The organism is uncultured Alistipes sp., from assembly GCF_949296715.1.
Lineage (GTDB): Bacteria > Bacteroidota > Bacteroidia > Bacteroidales > Rikenellaceae > Alistipes.
Window position 1 is genome coordinate 76,317 of sequence record NZ_CASFQD010000057.1, and the last position, 17,007, is coordinate 93,323.

Consider the following 17,007-nt stretch of genomic DNA (forward strand, 5'->3'; position numbering starts at 1 on the left):
TCTCGGGGGATTCCGCCGCTTTGCCTATTGTGCCGGGGCGGCAGGCAGCGCCTGCAGTACGGCGCGCAGCTCGCCGTCGGCAAGCAGCAGGAGCAGCGGCCCGTCCATGTCGTAGTGGGTCGTGGCCTCCAGCGCCTCGATGAAGGCCTCTTCGTCGGAGCCTTCGGGGCAGGCCATGCGCGTCGAGGCCACGGGATCTATGTGCAGGGCGCGGCGCTCGTCGGTCGAGTAGGTGGCCGCGAGGCGGTTGCAGGCTCCGACGCCCGTAAGGCGGTTCCCCTCGACGAGGAACGTGACGGTGAAGCTCCCCTCGGCCGGGCGGATCGTGCGCCCTCCGAGCTGGATGAGCTGCCACTCGGTGCCGACCAGCGGCCGGCGCGTGCGTTTCTGGTAAGAGCGGCAGGGGCAGCAACTTACGACCAGGGCCGCAAGCAGCGTGAGGAGGGTGAATCTCGGCAGTCGTTTCATCGTGTGTTTTTCTTCTCGGGTTGTGCTGCAAATATAGGGAATAAATCGTATCTTTGTTCGATCGTTGCTCCGGCGACGGACTCCCGAACGAAACATACATATATAAAAATAGGAATCTCATGAAAAAGATCATCGCATCCCCGCTGGCCCCGAAGGCTGTGGGTCCCTATTCGCAGGCCGTGGAGGCCGGCGGCGCACTCTACATCTCCGGACAGCTGCCCGTCGACGGCGCTACGGGCAAGATGGCCGAAGGCATCGAGGCGCAGACGCGCCAGTCGCTCGACAACCTCGGCCACATCCTCCGCGAGGCCGGTTACGACTATTCGAACGTCGTGAAGACCACCGTGCTGTTGCAGTCGATCGGCGACTTCGCCGCCATGAATGCCGTCTATGCCGGGTACTTCACCTCGGAGATGCCCGCACGCATCTGCTTTGAGGTGGCCGCCCTGCCCATGGGCGCCCTCGTCGAGATTGACGCCGTGGCCGTCAAATAGCCCCGGCGGCAAAAGGTGCATTTGGGTGGAACAAATGCGCCCTTTTTGTCTTTTGTAGATAATTTGTCGATAAAATCAGCGCGCCGCGCTGGTTTTATTCACGGAAAAGAACCAATTTTGTAAGACAGGCTCTGCCTGTCGGATGAAAAGGTTGGATGGAGAAAAATACCAATACGATGTCAAAAGCTATCAAGACGGACACGCCGCAGAAGGTCGATTACAACGAGGCGGTCGCCGCGTCGAAGGCCTATTTCGACGGCGACGACCTGGCCGCTACGGTGTGGGTCAGCAAGTATGCCCTGAAGGACTCCTTCGGGAACATTTATGAAAAGACACCCCGCGAGATGCACGAACGCATCGCCGCGGAGATCGAACGCATCGAGCAGAAGTACCCCTCGCCGATGAGCCGCGAGCAGGTGTTCCATCTGCTCGACCATTTCCGGTACGTCATCCCGCAGGGCGGCCCGATGACCGGTATCGGCAACAACTTCCAGGTGGCGTCGCTCTCCAACTGCTTCGTCATCGGGCACAAGCACCCGGCCGACTCCTACGGCGGCATCTTCCGCATGGACGAGGAGCAGGTGCAGCTCATGAAGCGGCGCGGCGGCGTGGGGCATGACCTCTCGCACATCCGCCCCACGGGCAGCCCCGTGCTCAACTCGGCCCTCACGTCGACGGGTATCGTCCCCTTCATGGAGCGCTACTCGAACTCGACGCGCGAGGTGGCGCAGGACGGACGCCGCGGCGCCCTGATGCTCACGCTCTCGATCAAGCATCCCGATGCCGAGCGCTTCATCGACGCGAAGGTCGACACGGGCAAGGTGACGGGCGCGAACGTCTCGATCAAGATCGACGACGAGTTCATGCGTGCGGCGATCGAGGGCCGCAGCTACCACCAGCAGTTCCCGATCAAGTCCGACCATCCGAAATACGAGCAGAACATCGACGCGAAGAAGCTCTGGGAGAAGATCATCCACAATGCGTGGAAGTCGGCCGAGCCCGGCGTGCTCTTCTGGGATACGATCATCCGCGAGAGCGTGCCCGACTGCTATGCCGACGAGGGCTTCGTGACCGTCTCGACGAACCCCTGCGGCGAGATTCCGCTCTGCCCCTACGACTCGTGCCGCCTCTTGGCGCTCAACCTCTTCAGTTATGTGGACGACCCCTTCAAGCCGACGGCGAAGTTCAACTTCGACAGGTTCCGCGAACACGTGGGTTATGCCATGCACATGATGGACGACATCATCGACCTCGAGTTGGAGAAGGTCGAGCAGATCATCGCCAAGATCGAGGCCGATCCCGAGGACGAGGACGTGCGCCGCGTGGAGCTCGAACTGTGGAAGAAGATCCGCACGATGGCGCAGAAGGGCCGCCGCACGGGCCTCGGCATCACGGCCGAGGGCGACATGCTCGCGGCGCTGGGGCTGCGCTACGGTTCCGACGAGGCGATTGACTTCACGGTCGAGGTGCAGAAGACGCTGGCGTTGGCGGCCTACGGTGCCTCGGTGAAGATGGCTGCCGAGCGCGGGGCCTTCCCGGTTTACGATGCCGCGAAGGAGGCCGACAACCCGATGATCGCCCGCATCCGCGAGGCCGATCCGGCCCTTTACGAGGAGATGGTGAAGTCGGGCCGCCGCAACATCGCCATGCTGACGATCGCCCCGACGGGTACGACGTCGCTCATGTCGCAGACCACGTCGGGCATCGAGCCGGTCTTCCGCACGGTCTACAAGCGCCGCCGCAAGATCAACCCCTCGGACCACGACACGCATGTCGATTATGAGGACGAAACGGGCGAAAAGTTCCAGGAGTACAACGTCTACCACCACAACTTCGTCAAGTGGCTGGAGGCAAACGGATACGACACGTCGAAGCTGGCGACGATCTCCGATGCGGAGCTCGACCGCTGGGTGGCCGCCTCGCCCTACTACAAGGCGACGGCCAACGACATCGACTGGGTGGCGAAGGTCAAGATGCAGGGGGCGATCCAGAAGTGGGTCGACCACTCGATCTCGGTGACGGTCAATCTGCCCAACAACGTCTCGGAGGCGCTCGTTGCGGAGGTCTACCGCACGGCGTGGGAGTGCGGTTGCAAGGGTGTGACGGTCTATCGCGACGGCTGCCGCGACGGCGTGCTGCTCGACAAGAACACGAAGAAGGGCAAAAAGTGCGAGGAGCATCCCGGACAGGTGGCCAAGCGCCCGCGTTCGATCCCGGCCGACATCGTGCGTTTCAAGAACGGCGCCGAGGACTGGATCGCCTTCGTGGGATTGCAGGACGGACGTCCCTATGAGATTTTCACGGGTAAGATCGAGGAGGATGCCATGTACATCCCGCGCAAGATCACCAAGGGTTACATCATCAAGGTCCGCGAGGAGGACGGCTCGAAGCGCTACGACTTCCAGTATACGGACCGCTACGGCTATACGAACACGATCGGCGGCATCTCGCGTCTGTTCAACGAGGAGTTCTGGAACTATGCCAAGCTCATCTCGGGCGTATTGCGCCACGGCATGCCCATCGAGAAGACCGTTTCGCTCATCGAGTCGCTGCATCTGGACAGCGAGTCGATCAATACCTGGAAGACGGGTGTCTGCCGGGCGCTGAAGCAGTATATCGTCGACGGCACGAAATCCAAGGGCAAATGTCCGAGCTGCGGGCAGGAGAACATGGCCTACCAGAACGGGTGTCTGACCTGCATGTCCTGCGGCTATTCGAAGTGCGGATGACCTCCGGATGCCGTTTTTCGACCCCAAAAAAGGACCTGGACGGTGCGTTTCAGGTCTTTTTTTGACTGATTTGTGATTTTTTTTCAAAAAATGAATGGTATTTGCTGAAAAAGAATTATCTTTACCAACGAATATGTAGGATCGCCTCTGTGCATATTGAAAACGCTTATGAAAAAATTATTCTTTACATTCGTCCTCGTAGCCTTCGCATCGTCTGCGGTCTGGGCCGAGGATATGCCCAAGAAACCGAGTTTCTCGGGCTTCGTGACCAATGGATTCTGGGATAACTGGGAGATTTCCGCAGGTGTGGGTGTCGGTACGGCATTGACGAATGGCGGAAATATGGGTGCCCGGAGTGAACGGATCGGCTTCGAGGGCAACCTCTCGCTGACGAAGTGGATCCATCCCGTAGTCGGACTGCGCGGCCAGTTGCAGGGCGGCAAGTTCAAGAACTTCGATCCCACGCTCGGGAAACTGTCGTGGCCTTACATGTTCGCTCACGGCGACCTGTTGGTCAACTTCTCGAACTGGGTGGGCGGTTACCGTGACGATCGTGCCTACTATGCCGTGCCGTTCGTAGGTATGGGCTACATGGCATCGAACTTCACGGACGACAGCCAGGCGGACAGCCACTCGGGCGCACGCAACAACTTCGCCTTCACGGCCGGTTTGATCAACAAGTTCCGCGTGTCGCCGTCGATTGACATCAATCTGGAACTGAAAGGTTTTATTGTAACGTCGCGTCTCTGCCCCGCCCGCACGAACGGTGAATACCTGTTCGGACTGAGTGCAACGGCCGGTGTAACCTACCGTTTCAACAACCGGACTTTCCAGCGCGGTGTGGCAGGCTATACGCCGAAGGACATCCAGGCCTTCCAGGATGCCGTGGCTGACAGCAATGCGGCTTTGGAGGCTTCGCTTGTCGAGAATGCCCGCCTGAACAAGGAGCTGAAGGCTGCGAAGGCTGCCGCCGAGGCCGAGAAGAGCGCTGCTGCGGCTGCCAAGGTCGAGGCTGCGAAGGCTGTTGCCGAGGTTGAGAGCGTGAAGGCCGCATCGCCGGCATCGGTTATCCTCTACGACTACAGCATGTCGAAGCTCACGGCCAAGGAGAAGACCCGTCTGGACCTGATGGCCGACCTCATCAAGAGCGGCCCGAAGGATCGCGTCTACACGATCGAAGGACATGCCGACCAGCAGACCGGTACGCCTGCAGGCAACAAGCGTGTGGCCGAGAACCGAGCCAAGCACGTATACGAGTACCTCGTGAAGTGCGGTGTGAACCCCGACCAGCTGACCTACCAGGGTAAGGGCAATGAGGACGGCCCGTTCCCGGCAGTTCAGAAGGCAAACCGCGCGGTAATCATCAAGTAAGCGTCTTGAGATTCCCGAAGGGGACAAAGCGGATCCGGCCAAGCCGGTGTGCCGCAAGTGGAATGGAAAAGGACCTGCAGAAGCAGGTCCTTTTTTATGTTCCGGTTGGGTTGCTTGGTTTGGCGTTTCGAGCTTCGTGAACCGATTGCCTGAATGGATACGGAAGGCTATGGCGAGGAATAGATAATATGCTGGCTGACAGAATTTTCAAGCCGCGATAATGCCCCTGCCGGAAACGATGGGCGGACTGCTTTCCGATTGGCCGGAAAACTGCTGCTTGTCGTCAGCGGATAATGACGGCATTGACTAATTGTACTCCCGAACGGCGGTTGATTTCCTCCTTGAGGGCCTCCCGCTGGTAGAAGAGTTCCGAGCGCAGGATGCTCGAACGGATGCGGACATGGAGGATGTGCCGTTCGAGCCGCAGCTCTGTGGTGTCGGCCGCAGCCTGTGCCCCGACGATCTCGCGCCAGGTGTCGGGCAGACGCCCTTCGGCCACTTTGGCGGCGACGTAGGGGCGCTTGAAGAACTCGTCGAGCAGTTCACCCATCATCATGGTTCGGGTCCGTCTCATGCCTCTGCTCCCTTTTGGATATCGGACAGTCTTTCGTGCGTTTCGGTGGCGGCGTGTGTTGCGCTGTCGTGTTCGGAGCTTTCGGCCCCGGTCGTGATGCCGGGGTGGTCGGCGTCGATGACGGAGCGACCGTTGGTGTCACACCCGGCAGCATCGGCTGCGGCGGGTGTGTCGGTTTCGGGACTCTCTGCGGCGGTCGTCGCTCCGGTGCGTGCTCCTCCCGGCTCCGTGTGACCCGTGATTGCGCCGTTTGCGACCGTAAAAAGATGGTAGTTGCCGCCTGCACGGTCGAGAATCCTCCGCAGGCGCGTAGGGTTGCAGTCGGTGATGAAAATCTGCCCGAAGGCGTCGTCCGAGACGAGCCGGATCAGCTGCTCGACGCGCCCGGCATCCAGCTTGTCGAAAAGATCGTCCAGCAGCAGGATCGGCCGTTCGCCCTTTTCGGCCGCCACAATGGCGTACTGGGCCAGTTTCAGCGCGATGAGAAAGGATTTCTGCTGCCCCTGCGATCCGTATTTGCGCAGGGGGTAGCCGCCGATGCGCAGCGTCAGGTCGTCGCGGTGGATGCCCGCCGTGGTAAATTCGTTCACGAGGTCCTTTTGCCGTGCGTCGCGCAGCACCTCCTCGAACGGCCGTTCGTTCAATTCCGACTTGTAGAGCAGTTCGACCTGCTCGCGGTCGTCCGACAGCCGGCGGTAGTACTCCGCAACAAGGGGCTGCAGCCGCGCGGCAAACTCCCGGCGGCGCGCATGGATGCGGTTGCCGTGTTCGACGAGCTGCCGGTCGTAGATCGCCAGCATCGTCTCGTCGGGCTGCATCTTGAGCAGGCGGTTGCGCTCGGCCAGCACGGCGTTGTAGCGCATCAGCGCCGACAGGTATTTGCGGTCCAGCTGCGAGATGAAGGCGTTGAGGTAGCGGCGCCGTTCGTCGGCCGCGTCGCTGATCAGGGCGCTGTCCGCCGGGGAGACGATCACCGCCGGAATCAGCCCCACGTGGTCCGCCAGCCGTTCGTACTCCTTGCCGTTGCGTTTGAGCACCTTGCCGCCCTTGCGCGAGAAGGTGCAGACGACCTGCTCGTGCCGTCCCCCATCGGAGGTGTAGCGTCCCTCGACGAGGAAGAAGTCGGCGCCGTGGCGGATGCTCTGCCCGTCGGTCATCTGAAGCGACGACTTGCACATCGACAGGTAGTGGACGGCATCGACGACATTGGTTTTGCCGGCGCCGTTGTCACCCACCAGGCAGTTGATGCCCGGGCAGAAGGCGAGCTCCTCCTGGGCGATGTTTTTGAAATTGAGCAGCGAGATTTTCTCCAGATACATATGACAAAGGTACAAAAAATCCGGACACTGCATTGTACATTCTGAATAGTTTTGTATCTTTGCAAACTATCTTACGGAACATAAACTAAAAACACGACAATTCATATGGCAAAGGAGCAAGTCGCCGGGCAGGAGAGTCTCGGCGAAGCAATGAACAAGACGGAGTTTTTTTTCGAGGAGAACGGTCGTAAGATCGGATACATTTTCCTCGCTCTGCTGATCCTGGCAGCCCTCATCTTCGGCTACCGGTCGCTGATCGTGCAGCCCCGTGCGGAGAAGGCCGCCGAGATGATCGCCGAGGCGCAGTACCGTTTCGAGGCTACGACGCCCGACTTCGAACTGGCGCTCGTGGGCGACGAGAACGGTGCCGGATTCCTCGACGTGATCGAGAAGTACGGCTCGACCCCTTCGGGCAACCTTGCGAAGCACTACGCCGGCATCTGCTACCTGCGTCAGGGCGACCTGGAGAATGCCGCCAAGTATCTGGCAATGTACTCCACCGTGAAGGGTGTTCCGGGCGCGCTGGTCAATGCCCAGAACTACGGACTGCAGGGTGACGTGGCCGTCGAGCAGGGCAACTACGCCGCTGCCGTGAAGTTCTACGAGAAGGCCGTAGCGGCTGCCGACAACAACCTGACGGCTCCGCAGTACCTGCGCAAGGCGGGTCTCGCCGAGCAGGCTCAAGGCAATGCGGAACGTGCTGCCGAGTTCTACCAGCGCATCCTCACGTCGTATCCCGCCTCGATGGATGCCCGCGAGGCCGAGAAGCTGCTGGGCAGCGTGCAGAAATAGATAAATCCGACGGAGTAGCATGGCGACCAGAAACCACAACCTTTCCAAGTTCGATTCACCGCTGCCGTCGGCTGCCGACATGCGCTTCGGCATCGTGGTGGCCGAGTGGAACCGCGAGGTCACCGAAGCCCTGCTCGAGGGTGCCGTGCGCACGCTGCGCAACGCCGGGTGTCCCGACATGAACATCCAGATCAAGTACGTCCCCGGAACCTTCGAACTGGCGCTCGGCGCGCAGTTCTTCGCGGAGTACACCGATGTGGATGCGGTCATCGCCCTCGGATGCGTCATTCAGGGTGACACGCGCCACTTCGACTTCATCTGCCAGGGGGTCACGCAGGGGATCACACAGCTGCAAATCCAGTGGAACATGCCCATCGCCTTCGGTGTGCTGACCGTCAACGACATGCAGCAGGCGTTGGACCGCTGCGGCGGACGTCTCGGCAACAAGGGCGACGAAGCGGCGGCCACGGCCATCAACATGGTCAAGCTGCAGATCGACATGGAGGCCGCCTCGCCCGATCACGAACCCGACCGGCGCAACATCAACTGACCCCGGGGCCGCAGAGAGCGGGAGGGGCCGGAGATAAGGGGCCGGGAGAGAGAAGCTCACCAAGCGACAAGAGAGGAATCGAAGAGCGAGGCCCGGAGCCGGAGAGAGCTGACAAGAGTGGAATCGAAGAGTGAGGTCCGGAGCCGGAGAGAGAGTGACAGAACGGAAAGAGGTGAAGCCTGGGGGGGGGAAGATTCCGGCGGAGAGATAAAAGGGAAGCGGATGTTGCAACAGCAACATCCGCTTCCCTTTTGTTTGTGATTCCGACCATCGGCCGGTCCCCCTTACAGAGCACTCCCCGGTGCCGGTGTGTCAGAAGAGCCCGAGGTTGTCGAGGAAAATCAGCAACAATACGGCCGGACAGACGTAACGCAGCAGGAAGATGAAAACCCCGCAGATGCGGAATTTCAGCTCGCCGCGGTTGGTGATCTGCTCCTTGAGCACCTTGCGGTCGAGCCGCCACCCGACGAACAGACAGGTGAACAGCCCGCCTGCCGGGAGCAGGATGTTGGCCGTGAGGAAGTCGAGCGAGTCGAAGAGCGTCAGTCCGCAGATCGTCCAGCCGTCGAGCACCCCGAGCGAGAGCGACGCCACGGCGGCCAGCGCCAGGGTCGAGAGCGTTGTGGCCCAGGCTGCGGCGCGGCGGCTCATGTGCCACTCCTCGTGCAGATAGGCCGTGACGACCTCGTGCAGCGAGATCGTCGAGGTGAGCGCCGCGACGACCAGCAGCAGGAAGAAGACCGACGACCAGACCATGCTCCACGGCATGCCGTTGAAGATGCTCGGCAGCGTGATGAAGACCAGCGAGGGCCCCGACGTGGGCTCGATGCCGACGCTGAAGACCGCCGGGAAGATCACCACGCCGGCCAGCACGGCGACGAGCGTGTCGAGGATCGTGACGTTGAGCGCCGTGTGGCGCAGGTTGGTATCCGGCTTGAAGTAGGAGGCGTAGGTGACCATCGTGCCGATACCGATCGAGAGCGAGAAGAAGGCCTGCCCCAGCGCCACAAGGAACGTTTGCGGCGTGACCTTCGAGAAGTCGGGATGGAAGAAGAAGCGCAGCCCGTCGCCGCCGCCCGGCATGAGCAGCGAGTGGACCGACAGCGCGATGAGGATGATGAAGAGCAGCGGCATGAGCACCTTGGCCGAGCGTTCGATGCCTTTCTGCACGCCCAGTTCGATGATGAAGTGCGTGGCCAGCACGAAGAGCGACGTGTAGAGAAGCGGCCGCCACGGGTTGCGGATGAAGTTCTCGTAGAGGCTGCGGTACTCCTCGGCCGTGGTGAGGTGTGCGAGGTCACCCGTCAGCGAGTGGACCATGTACTCGGCGGTCCAGCCCGAGACCACGAAGTAGAAGCCCAGGATCAGGAAGGCCGCAACGACGCCGTTGTAGCCCAGGAAGCTCCAACGGCGGTCGAGTGCCTGATAGGCTCCCACGGCATTGCGGTGCGAGGCGCGCCCCACGGTGAACTCCGCAATCATGAGGGGTAGGCCCAGCAGCACGACGCAGAGGATGTAGATCACGAGGAAGGCCCCGCCGCCGTTGTCTCCCGCGACGTAGGGGAAGCGCCAGATGTTGCCCAGCCCCACGGAGCTGCCCGCAGCAACCAGCACGGCGCTCATCTTGCCGCCCAGTGTGGCGCGTGTGTGCGAGTGATGATGCATAAACCGTCCGTTTTGATATGAAAGCGGGCGGGTGTCCGTGCGGCACCCGCCCGCCGTTTTCTATTTTTCGAGGATGACGCGGACGCTCCGGAGCTTGCCCCCGAGCGGCGGCGCCAGCTTGGCCACCGTGCATTTTACGTGCCGGATGGCCGGGAAGCGGCCGTAGAGCGCCTCGATGATGTTCATGGCCACGCGCTCGATCGTGCGCTGCGTCACGGCCATCTGCTCGCGCACGACGCCGTAGACCTCCAGGTAGTTGACGGCCTTTTCGACGCTGTCCTCCGCGGCCACGTCGCCCAGCTCGGTCGTGAGCTCCAGGTCGACCTGAAAGCGGTTGCCCACCTTGCGCTCGAGCTCGTAGCAGCCGTGCAGCGCCCGGAACTCCATGCTGTCCAAAACGATGCGGTACTCCATGCTATTCGGCGATCACGAGGTAGTAGTTCTTCTTGCCGCGCTGCACGAGCAGGTACTTGCCGGCGATGAGCTCGGCGTCGGTCACGGCGCGCATCGCGTCCGCGACCTTCTCCTTGTTGAGCGACACGCCGCCGCCCTGCACTAGCTTGCGGCACTCGCCCTTCGAGGGGAAGAGCTGCGTGAGCCCGGCGCACAGCTCGACGAACGGCACGCCCGCGCCCTCCAGTTCGGTGCGTGCGACGCGGAACTGCGGCACGCCCTCGAAGACCTGCAGCAGCGTCTGCTCGTCGAGACGCCGCAGCGCCTCCGACGTCGCGCCGCCGAAGAGGATGGCCGATGCCTCGACGGCCTTCTCGTACTCCTCGCGCGAGTGGATCATCGTGGTGATCTCCTCGGCCAGCCGCTTCTGCAGCACGCGCAGGTGCGGCGCCGCCTCGTGTTCGGCGATGAGCCCCTCGATCGTCCCGCGGTCGAGCAGCGTGAAAATCTTGATGTAGCGCTTGGCATCCTCGTCGCTGACGTTGAGCCAGAACTGGTAGAACTTGTAGGGCGAGGTGTAGCGCGGGTCGAGCCAGACGTTGCCGCTCTCGGTCTTGCCGAACTTCGTGCCGTCGGCCTTCGTGATGAGCGGGCAGGTGATGGCGAACGCCTCGGCTTCGGGCCCCAGCTTGCGGCGGATGAGCTCCGTGCCGGTGGTGATGTTGCCCCACTGGTCGGCGCCGCCCAGCTGGATCTTGCAGTTCATCGTCTCGTAGAGGTGCAGGAAATCGTAGCCCTGCACGAGCTGGTAGGTGAACTCCGTGAACGACATGCCGTCGCCCTCGCCGTTGAAACGTTTTTTGACCGAGTCCTTGGCCATCATGTAGTTGACGGTGATGCACTTGCCGATGTCGCGGATGAAGTCCAGGAACGAAAAGTCCTTCATCCAGTCGTAGTTGTTCACCAGCCGTGCGGCGTTCGAGGCGTCGGAGTCGAAGTCGAGCAGCTTGGCCAGCTGCCGCTTGATCGCCTCCTGGTTGTGGCGCAGCGTCGCCTCGTCGAGCAGGTTGCGCTCCTGCGACTTGCCCGAGGGGTCGCCGATCATGCCCGTGGCGCCGCCCACGAGGGCCAGCGGACGGTGTCCGCACATCTGGAAGTGCTTGAGGATCATCACACCCACCAGGTGGCCGATGTGCAGCGAGTCGGCCGTGGGGTCGATACCCAGGTAGGCCGTCGTCATCTCCTTTTCGAGCTGTTCCTTTGCGCCGGGCATGATCGTGTGGATCATGCCGCGCCATTCGAGTTCTTCGATGAAATTCTTGGTTGCCATTATTCCGTTTCTTTTGTTTTCGTGCTACTGTTATTCCACCTCGAGGTCGAGGACCTTCCGGAGCTCCGTCACGAGCGGATTCTTCTCCGTCAGGAATTTGACCCGATCCTCCAGTCGGATCGGCCGTGTCGGCCGCACCTTTTCGTTGACGATCACCTCCAGTTCGATCGCCCCCTCGACGCCGGCCAGCTCGGCGATGCGCGTCAGCATTGCTGTCCGGCTGCGGAGCATTTCGTCGCGCAGTTCCGTCGTCGGAACACTCACCGAGAGGGTGTTGCCGCGGAAACTCATCAGTTCGAAGGCCGCGACAAAGCGCGGGCGCCGCTCGCGGATGAGCTTCAGGATGCGGTCACGCGCCGCCTTCAGTTTCTCGGCGCAGGCGGGGTCAATCACCGGCGCCGCCGTGGCGGCCTTTTCGGCTTCGGCCGGGTCGCTCTCCGGAGCCCCTGCCGCGGCAATCATCGCCGAAAGCGAGGTTCCCGAGACGAACGGTCGGCGGACGGTTTGCGGACGTTGCGCTGCCGTCGCTCCCGTCCCGGCTGCCGTTGGGCCCTCCGTGTGGGGAGCCGGCGCGGTCCGGACCTCCGTTGCGGGAGCCGGTGCGCCGGACTGTGCCGGGGTTGTCGCGCCGCCTGCCGCGTCCCTCCGGACCGGATCAAGGGCCGGTGCTGCGGGTGCTGCGGGTGCCGCCGGTGCCTGTATCGGTGCCGCCGGTGCCTGTATCGGTGCCGCCGGTGCCGGTGTTGCGGCCGCCGGTTGCGCCGCTCCCGAGGGTGACGTAACTCCTGCCGTTGCGGGTTGTGCAACTGCCGGGGCCGCCGTTGTCGTCGGGCCGGGTGCCGTTGTCGGGGCAGCCGTCGGTGCGGCGGGGCGTGGTGTTGCGGTGGCTGCCGGAGCGCCTTGCGGCGCCGTCGCGGTGGCAGCCGGTCGGGGTGTCAACTCCGGAAGCGGATACTCCGCGGAGGATGTCAGGTCGTTATTTTTTTTTTGGCCGAGCCCGGAGATTTTCATCAGGCCCAGCTCGACGAGCAACCGTTGGTTGGACGATTGCCGTATCTTCCCGTCGAGCTCCGTCAGGATCGAGATCGCGCCGAACAGAAACTCGACACTGCAGGCCTCCGCCTGCGCGCGGTATCGTTCGAGCAGCGTACCGGTCATCTCGATCAGCCGCAGCGTCTCGGGACGCTTGGCCATCAGCAGGTCGCGCATGTGGCGGTTGAGCCCCGCCATGAAGGTCTGGCCCGAAAAGCCTTTCGAGAGCACCTCGTCGAAGGTGACCAGCGCGTCGACGTAGTTGCCCGCAAGGAGCCGTTCGGTGACGCCGAAGTAGGTGTCGTAGTCCAGCACGTTGAGCGTCTGGGCGACGTGGCGGTAGTCGAGCGTTGTGCCGCAGAACGAGACGGCCTTGTCGAACATCGACAGGGCGTCGCGCATGCCGCCGTCGGCCTTCTGTGCGATGAGGTTCAGCGACTCCTCGTCGGCCGTAATGCCCTCCTGCGAGGCGATGTAGCGCAGGTAGCCCACGGCGTCCTCCACGCGGATGCGGTTGAAGTCGTAGATCTGGCAGCGCGAGAGAATCGTCGGGATGATCTTGTGTTTCTCGGTGGTGGCGAGGATGAAGATGGCGTGTGCGGGGGGCTCTTCGAGCGTCTTGAGGAAGGCGTTGAAGGCCGCGGCCGAGAGCATGTGGACCTCGTCGATGATGAAGACCGAGTAGCGGCCCACCTGCGGGATGATGCGCACCTGCTCGATGAGCGTGCGGATGTCCTCCACAGAGTTGTTCGACGCGGCGTCGAGCTCGTGGATGTTCAGCGAGCGCCCCTCGTTGAACGAACGGCACGACTCGCACTCGTTGCATGCCTCGGCTCCGTGCGGATGCAGGCAGTTGATGGCCTTGGCGAAGATGCGGGCGCAGGTGGTCTTGCCCACGCCGCGGGGTCCGCAGAAGAGGTAGGCATGTGCCAGCTGTCCGCGTTCGATGGCGTTTTGCAGGGTCGAAGTGATGTGCTCCTGCCCGACGACCGAACGGAACGTGGCGGGACGGTATTTCCGTGCGCTGACGATGAATTCACTCATAGTAGCGCAAAGATACCGAATTCAAAATTAAAAATTAAAAAAAGTACGTTGAAAATTGACGGAAAAGCGGGCTTTCCGTGTTTCTGTGCGGCGCGGCACTCGGGCAGCGGAAGGCAGTCGCCCAGGATGTGCTGGAATTCGTCGGTGAAGTTCATGCTCGTGCCGGCGGCCGGCGTGAAGGTCATCTCCCCGAAGACGGGATGTCCGTTGACCTCGTAGAAGTCGACGCGGACCATGCGGAACCCTTCGGCGAGACGTTCGGCCGCCGCGAGCATCTCGTCGAGCGACTCGGGGCGCGGGATGCGCTGCCGCACGGGCGCGTCGCCCGTGGTGCGGACATAGCGTCCGAGGTCCTCCCACGTGCGGGCGTCGAAAAGCTCCTTCTTCGCGTGGCTCGGGGTCGTGCGTTCGTAGCAGACCTGGCAGTAGCGGGGTTTCCCGTCGAAGCAGTAGAACTTGTAGTCGACGAGCGTGCTGCCGAAGGCGGGATTTGCGGGCAGCAGTTCCTCGGCGACGATGCAGGGCTTGATGGCCATGTAGTGCCACTCGCCGCTCTTGCGGCCGAAGCGGTGGCGGATCGCGTCGCCCATCTTGCGCAGGACGGCCTGCCGGTTGATCTTCATCCGGTCGCGGACCAGCACGACGTCGCCGTAGCCGTTGTTGGGTTTCATGACGAAACTGTCGGGCAGGCGCGGGTCGTCGAAGTCGATCTCGTCGGCCGAATCCCAGACGGCGTAGAGCCGGTTCAGCAGATGTCCCAGACCGCGCTGTTCGACGTATTCGCGCACGCGGTACTTGTCGGCCAGCTGCGACCAGCGCCGGTCGTCGGCGTGGAGCATGAGCCACATGACCTTTTCGTTGAGCGTCTGCGGGTTCTCCAGATCGGGTTCCCTGCCGAACTTCTCCTTGTAGCGCAGGCGGAGCAGTTTTTCCCGATTGGTATGTCTGTAACAGGCTTTCTGCAGGACGAGCCATTCGTGAGCCAGACAGGTGCGGAGGGTAGATAGGAGATCCATGTGAGCGTGTATTGGTCGTCGGTCCGTTTTCCGGTTCCACCCGATGCCGGTTGCTTCGGTCGCGCCGCGCCGCCGGGTCCGTCTGTACAGAAATCCCGAGGGGTGTTGCCGGTCGGTTTCCCGTCCTGTTCCTGGTCACGTGATCTGTGGCGGGGGACGGCGGAACGCCGGTTTGTGCATCCGTTTCCGGTGGTGGAATCCCTTTGACGCTGCAAAGATATCCATTTTACCAATAATAACGAAAAAATGAACACAAAAAAGCAGAATATGACCGGATTGGCGTGTTATCGCACCTTTTCGGCCGGCAGTTCGACCTGCCTGCCCATGATGAGCTGGAACTCCTCGGTGAAACCCGTGTCGAGCCCTGCCGCCGAGGTGAAGGTCATCTCGCCGAAGACCGGCTGTCCGTCGACCTCATAGAAGTCGACGCGCACGGTCGGAAATCCCTCCGAGAGGCGGGCGGCGATACGAAGCATCCGTTTGAGCGAGCGGGGGCGCGGAAACACGCGTTGTCCGGGGTCGTAGTAATGCCCCGTGACATAGCGGCCCAGGTCTTCCCATGTGCGGGCATCGTAGAGCCCTGTCTTGACGTTCCCTGCTGTCCGCCGGTCATAGCAGACCAGACAGTAGCGGGGGACTCCGGCAAAACAGTAGAATTTGTAGTCGATCGGTTTCCCGCCGAAGAGCGGGTCTCCCGGGAGCAGTCGTTCGGCAAGGATGCACGGCTGGATGGCCAGATAGTGGTATTCGGCAGTCTTGCGACCGAAGCGGCGATGCAGAGCCCGACGCATTTTCCGGCGGATGGCGGGAAGGTCCGCCGTGGCGGTGTCACGGATGATCAGCGTGTCGCCGCATCCGTTGTTGGTCTTGAGCACGACGGCCGTGGGGGGTATGCCGTCACGGGTCTTCAGTGCTGCAAGATCGATCTCCTCGGCGGTCTTCCAAACGGCATACAATTCGTTGAGTAAAAATTCCCCCCCCCTTCCGATTCGTTGCCGCACATACTCCCGCACGCGGTATTTGTCGGCCAGCTGCGTCCATTGCGAGGTGTCGGAGTAGAGTTTCAGCCACAGGATTTTTTCGTTGTAGGTCCGGGGTGTTTCCAGATCGGGGTCGTGCCCGAAAGTCATGCGGTAGAGCAGCCGTGTGAGAGCCACGGGGTCTTCCGTATAGGCGTAGTAGCGCCGTTTGATTCTTGCCCAGCGGTATTTCAGCGTGTTTCGCAGAGCGGAAATTCTCCCCCGTGCAGGTTTGTCCGATGTCTGCATAGATAATAAAGAATTGGAGTAAGGAGCGTTAAAGATGGGTAAAATATAAAATGCTTCCAAACGATCGGACATTCTGACAGAATGAATCGGCAGCATCGTGACAATAAGTTATGATATTGCAGCCCTTTTTGACCTGTTGACTCCGATCCGGTCCGGTGTGAACGAGACGGAATGCGGATGGGACCGATGCTGGATTCGATGCAGTAGTGGTAAATCGGAATGGCCGACTGCCGATATCACGCATGGGAGCGGACCGTATGGATTTTATGCCTATTTTTAGCGCGGAGAACCGATGCCGCCCGGGATGTTGCGTGCATGGAACCGGACGGGGCGGTTTTTCCGATTGTCGAACCTTCAAACGATTCGTATTATGAGAAAACTGATGATGACCGGAGCCCTTGTGCTCCTTGCCATGCTCTTCGTGGGACGGGCCGAGGCCCGCGAGCCCGGTACCTTTCAGTTGAGCACCCACATGCTGGATATCTCGCAGGGGGTGCCGGCGCCCGGCGTGGCGGTGACGCTCTATGTGCAGCAGGCCGACGGCAGCTGGCGCATGGTGGCCGGACGCCGCACGGACGCAAACGGCCGGATCGCCGACCTGCTGCCCCACGGTGCTCCGGGCGCGAACGACGGCGTCTACAGGCTGCGTTTCGAGACCGATCCCTATTTTGCGGCGCAGGGGCTCCGCTCGATCTATCCCTATGTGGAGGTGACCTTCCGCATCGAGGGCGACGGCCACTACCATATCCCGATCACGATGTCGGCGAACGGCTATTCGACCTACCGCGGCAACTGACCGCCCGCGGGTGCGCGTGTCGTCTCTTTCCGCACGGGGCGGCCGCCGGTGTTCGCGTCGGTCAGGCATTGCCGCGACGCCCGTGCGAGTCCGGGGGAGCTTCGGCTCCCCTTTTTTCTGCCGGTTTGGCGGGCGCTTGTCAGTTTTGATGTGACAATTTGTGACA

Annotated in this window: 15 protein-coding genes; 6 read left to right on the forward strand and 9 right to left on the reverse strand. The window is 61.8% G+C overall.

Annotated elements, in window-relative coordinates; genetic code table 11:
• Window positions 1-24 precede the first annotated feature (24 nt).
• Complete coding sequence (locus tag Q1Y33_RS08965; protein WP_300799403.1) at window positions 25-468, reverse strand: META domain-containing protein; 444 nt, start codon at window positions 466-468, stop codon at window positions 25-27.
• A 119-nt stretch (window positions 469-587) separates the two neighbouring features.
• Here Q1Y33_RS08965 and Q1Y33_RS08970 point away from each other — a divergent pair, with 119 nt between their 5' ends.
• The 3 genes from Q1Y33_RS08970 (at window position 588) to Q1Y33_RS08980 (ending at window position 5,062) form a co-directional block, all read left to right on the forward strand.
• Window positions 588-962 (forward strand): RidA family protein, encoded by a 375-nt coding sequence (locus Q1Y33_RS08970; RefSeq protein WP_295907256.1) that lies wholly within the window; start codon window positions 588-590, stop codon window positions 960-962.
• 176 nt (window positions 963-1,138) lie between these two features.
• On the forward strand, window positions 1,139-3,691 hold the full coding sequence (locus Q1Y33_RS08975; protein ID WP_300799405.1) for an adenosylcobalamin-dependent ribonucleoside-diphosphate reductase: 2,553 nt from the start codon (window positions 1,139-1,141) through the stop codon (window positions 3,689-3,691).
• A 168-nt stretch (window positions 3,692-3,859) separates the two neighbouring features.
• The gene (locus Q1Y33_RS08980) at window positions 3,860-5,062 is read left to right on the forward strand and encodes an OmpA family protein (RefSeq protein WP_300799407.1); all 1,203 of its coding nucleotides are present in this window, start codon (window positions 3,860-3,862) and stop codon (window positions 5,060-5,062) included.
• 283 nt (window positions 5,063-5,345) lie between these two features.
• Here Q1Y33_RS08980 and Q1Y33_RS08985 read toward each other — a convergent pair whose 3' ends face one another.
• Window positions 5,346-5,618 carry a DUF721 domain-containing protein gene (locus tag Q1Y33_RS08985; RefSeq protein WP_363322811.1) on the reverse strand — a complete coding sequence of 91 codons (273 nt, stop codon included), beginning with the start codon at window positions 5,616-5,618 and terminating at the stop codon, window positions 5,346-5,348.
• A gap of 14 nt (window positions 5,619-5,632) precedes the next feature.
• Window positions 5,633-6,955, reverse strand: a complete 1,323-nt coding sequence (recF, locus tag Q1Y33_RS08990; RefSeq protein WP_300799411.1) for a DNA replication and repair protein RecF — start codon at window positions 6,953-6,955, stop codon at window positions 5,633-5,635.
• 105 nt (window positions 6,956-7,060) lie between these two features.
• Between recF and Q1Y33_RS08995 the strand changes: the two genes are divergently transcribed.
• Window positions 7,061-7,747: a tetratricopeptide repeat protein gene (locus tag Q1Y33_RS08995; protein ID WP_300799412.1), complete on the forward strand. Its 687-nt coding sequence runs from the start codon at window positions 7,061-7,063 to the stop codon at window positions 7,745-7,747.
• 19 nt (window positions 7,748-7,766) lie between these two features.
• Entirely contained in the window at window positions 7,767-8,297 is a 531-nt protein-coding gene (ribH, locus tag Q1Y33_RS09000) for a 6,7-dimethyl-8-ribityllumazine synthase (RefSeq protein ID WP_295907246.1), read from the forward strand.
• 312 nt (window positions 8,298-8,609) lie between these two features.
• Here ribH and Q1Y33_RS09005 read toward each other — a convergent pair whose 3' ends face one another.
• From Q1Y33_RS09005 to Q1Y33_RS09030, 6 genes are all read right to left on the reverse strand, one after another.
• Window positions 8,610-9,962 (reverse strand): sodium-dependent transporter, encoded by a 1,353-nt coding sequence (locus tag Q1Y33_RS09005; RefSeq protein ID WP_300799414.1) that lies wholly within the window; start codon window positions 9,960-9,962, stop codon window positions 8,610-8,612.
• A gap of 60 nt (window positions 9,963-10,022) precedes the next feature.
• Window positions 10,023-10,376: a dihydroneopterin aldolase gene (gene folB, locus Q1Y33_RS09010; RefSeq protein ID WP_300799415.1), complete on the reverse strand. Its 354-nt coding sequence runs from the start codon at window positions 10,374-10,376 to the stop codon at window positions 10,023-10,025.
• A gap of 1 nt (window position 10,377) precedes the next feature.
• Complete coding sequence (gene tyrS, locus Q1Y33_RS09015) at window positions 10,378-11,685, reverse strand: tyrosine--tRNA ligase (RefSeq protein WP_300799417.1); 1,308 nt, start codon at window positions 11,683-11,685, stop codon at window positions 10,378-10,380.
• A 30-nt stretch (window positions 11,686-11,715) separates the two neighbouring features.
• Window positions 11,716-13,761, reverse strand: a complete 2,046-nt coding sequence (gene dnaX, locus Q1Y33_RS09020; protein ID WP_300799419.1) for a DNA polymerase III subunit gamma/tau — start codon at window positions 13,759-13,761, stop codon at window positions 11,716-11,718.
• Window positions 13,758-14,777, reverse strand: a complete 1,020-nt coding sequence (locus tag Q1Y33_RS09025; RefSeq protein ID WP_300799421.1) for an ATP-grasp fold amidoligase family protein — start codon at window positions 14,775-14,777, stop codon at window positions 13,758-13,760. Before Q1Y33_RS09025 ends, dnaX begins: the two co-directional genes overlap by 4 nt.
• Window positions 14,778-15,061: 284 nt before the next feature.
• Window positions 15,062-16,045 carry an ATP-grasp fold amidoligase family protein gene (locus Q1Y33_RS09030; RefSeq protein WP_300799423.1) on the reverse strand — a complete coding sequence of 328 codons (984 nt, stop codon included), beginning with the start codon at window positions 16,043-16,045 and terminating at the stop codon, window positions 15,062-15,064.
• Window positions 16,046-16,415: 370 nt separating this feature from the next.
• Here Q1Y33_RS09030 and uraH point away from each other — a divergent pair, with 370 nt between their 5' ends.
• Window positions 16,416-16,841 (forward strand): hydroxyisourate hydrolase, encoded by a 426-nt coding sequence (uraH, locus tag Q1Y33_RS09035; protein WP_300799424.1) that lies wholly within the window; start codon window positions 16,416-16,418, stop codon window positions 16,839-16,841.
• Window positions 16,842-17,007: the final 166 nt, after the last annotated feature.

Bases quoted from the DNA above. Each gene is read 5' to 3' on its own strand.
- Q1Y33_RS08995 (WP_300799412.1), top strand. From the start codon at position 7,061: ATGGCAAAGGAGCAAGTCGCCGGGCAGGAGAGTCTCGGCGAAGCAATG.
- uraH (WP_300799424.1), top strand. From the start codon at position 16,416: ATGAGAAAACTGATGATGACCGGAGCCCTTGTGCTCCTTGCCATGCTC.
- tyrS (WP_300799417.1), bottom strand. From the start codon at position 11,685: ATGGCAACCAAGAATTTCATCGAAGAACTCGAATGGCGCGGCATGATC.
- folB (WP_300799415.1), bottom strand. From the start codon at position 10,376: ATGGAGTACCGCATCGTTTTGGACAGCATGGAGTTCCGGGCGCTGCAC.
- Q1Y33_RS08970 (WP_295907256.1), top strand. From the start codon at position 588: ATGAAAAAGATCATCGCATCCCCGCTGGCCCCGAAGGCTGTGGGTCCC.
- recF (WP_300799411.1), bottom strand. From the start codon at position 6,955: ATGTATCTGGAGAAAATCTCGCTGCTCAATTTCAAAAACATCGCCCAG.
- Q1Y33_RS08985 (WP_363322811.1), bottom strand. From the start codon at position 5,618: ATGATGATGGGTGAACTGCTCGACGAGTTCTTCAAGCGCCCCTACGTC.
- dnaX (WP_300799419.1), bottom strand. From the start codon at position 13,761: ATGAGTGAATTCATCGTCAGCGCACGGAAATACCGTCCCGCCACGTTC.
- ribH (WP_295907246.1), top strand. From the start codon at position 7,767: ATGGCGACCAGAAACCACAACCTTTCCAAGTTCGATTCACCGCTGCCG.
- Q1Y33_RS08975 (WP_300799405.1), top strand. From the start codon at position 1,139: ATGTCAAAAGCTATCAAGACGGACACGCCGCAGAAGGTCGATTACAAC.
- Q1Y33_RS08965 (WP_300799403.1), bottom strand. From the start codon at position 468: ATGAAACGACTGCCGAGATTCACCCTCCTCACGCTGCTTGCGGCCCTG.
- Q1Y33_RS09025 (WP_300799421.1), bottom strand. From the start codon at position 14,777: ATGGATCTCCTATCTACCCTCCGCACCTGTCTGGCTCACGAATGGCTC.
- Q1Y33_RS08980 (WP_300799407.1), top strand. From the start codon at position 3,860: ATGAAAAAATTATTCTTTACATTCGTCCTCGTAGCCTTCGCATCGTCT.
- Q1Y33_RS09030 (WP_300799423.1), bottom strand. From the start codon at position 16,045: ATGCAGACATCGGACAAACCTGCACGGGGGAGAATTTCCGCTCTGCGA.
- Q1Y33_RS09005 (WP_300799414.1), bottom strand. From the start codon at position 9,962: ATGCATCATCACTCGCACACACGCGCCACACTGGGCGGCAAGATGAGC.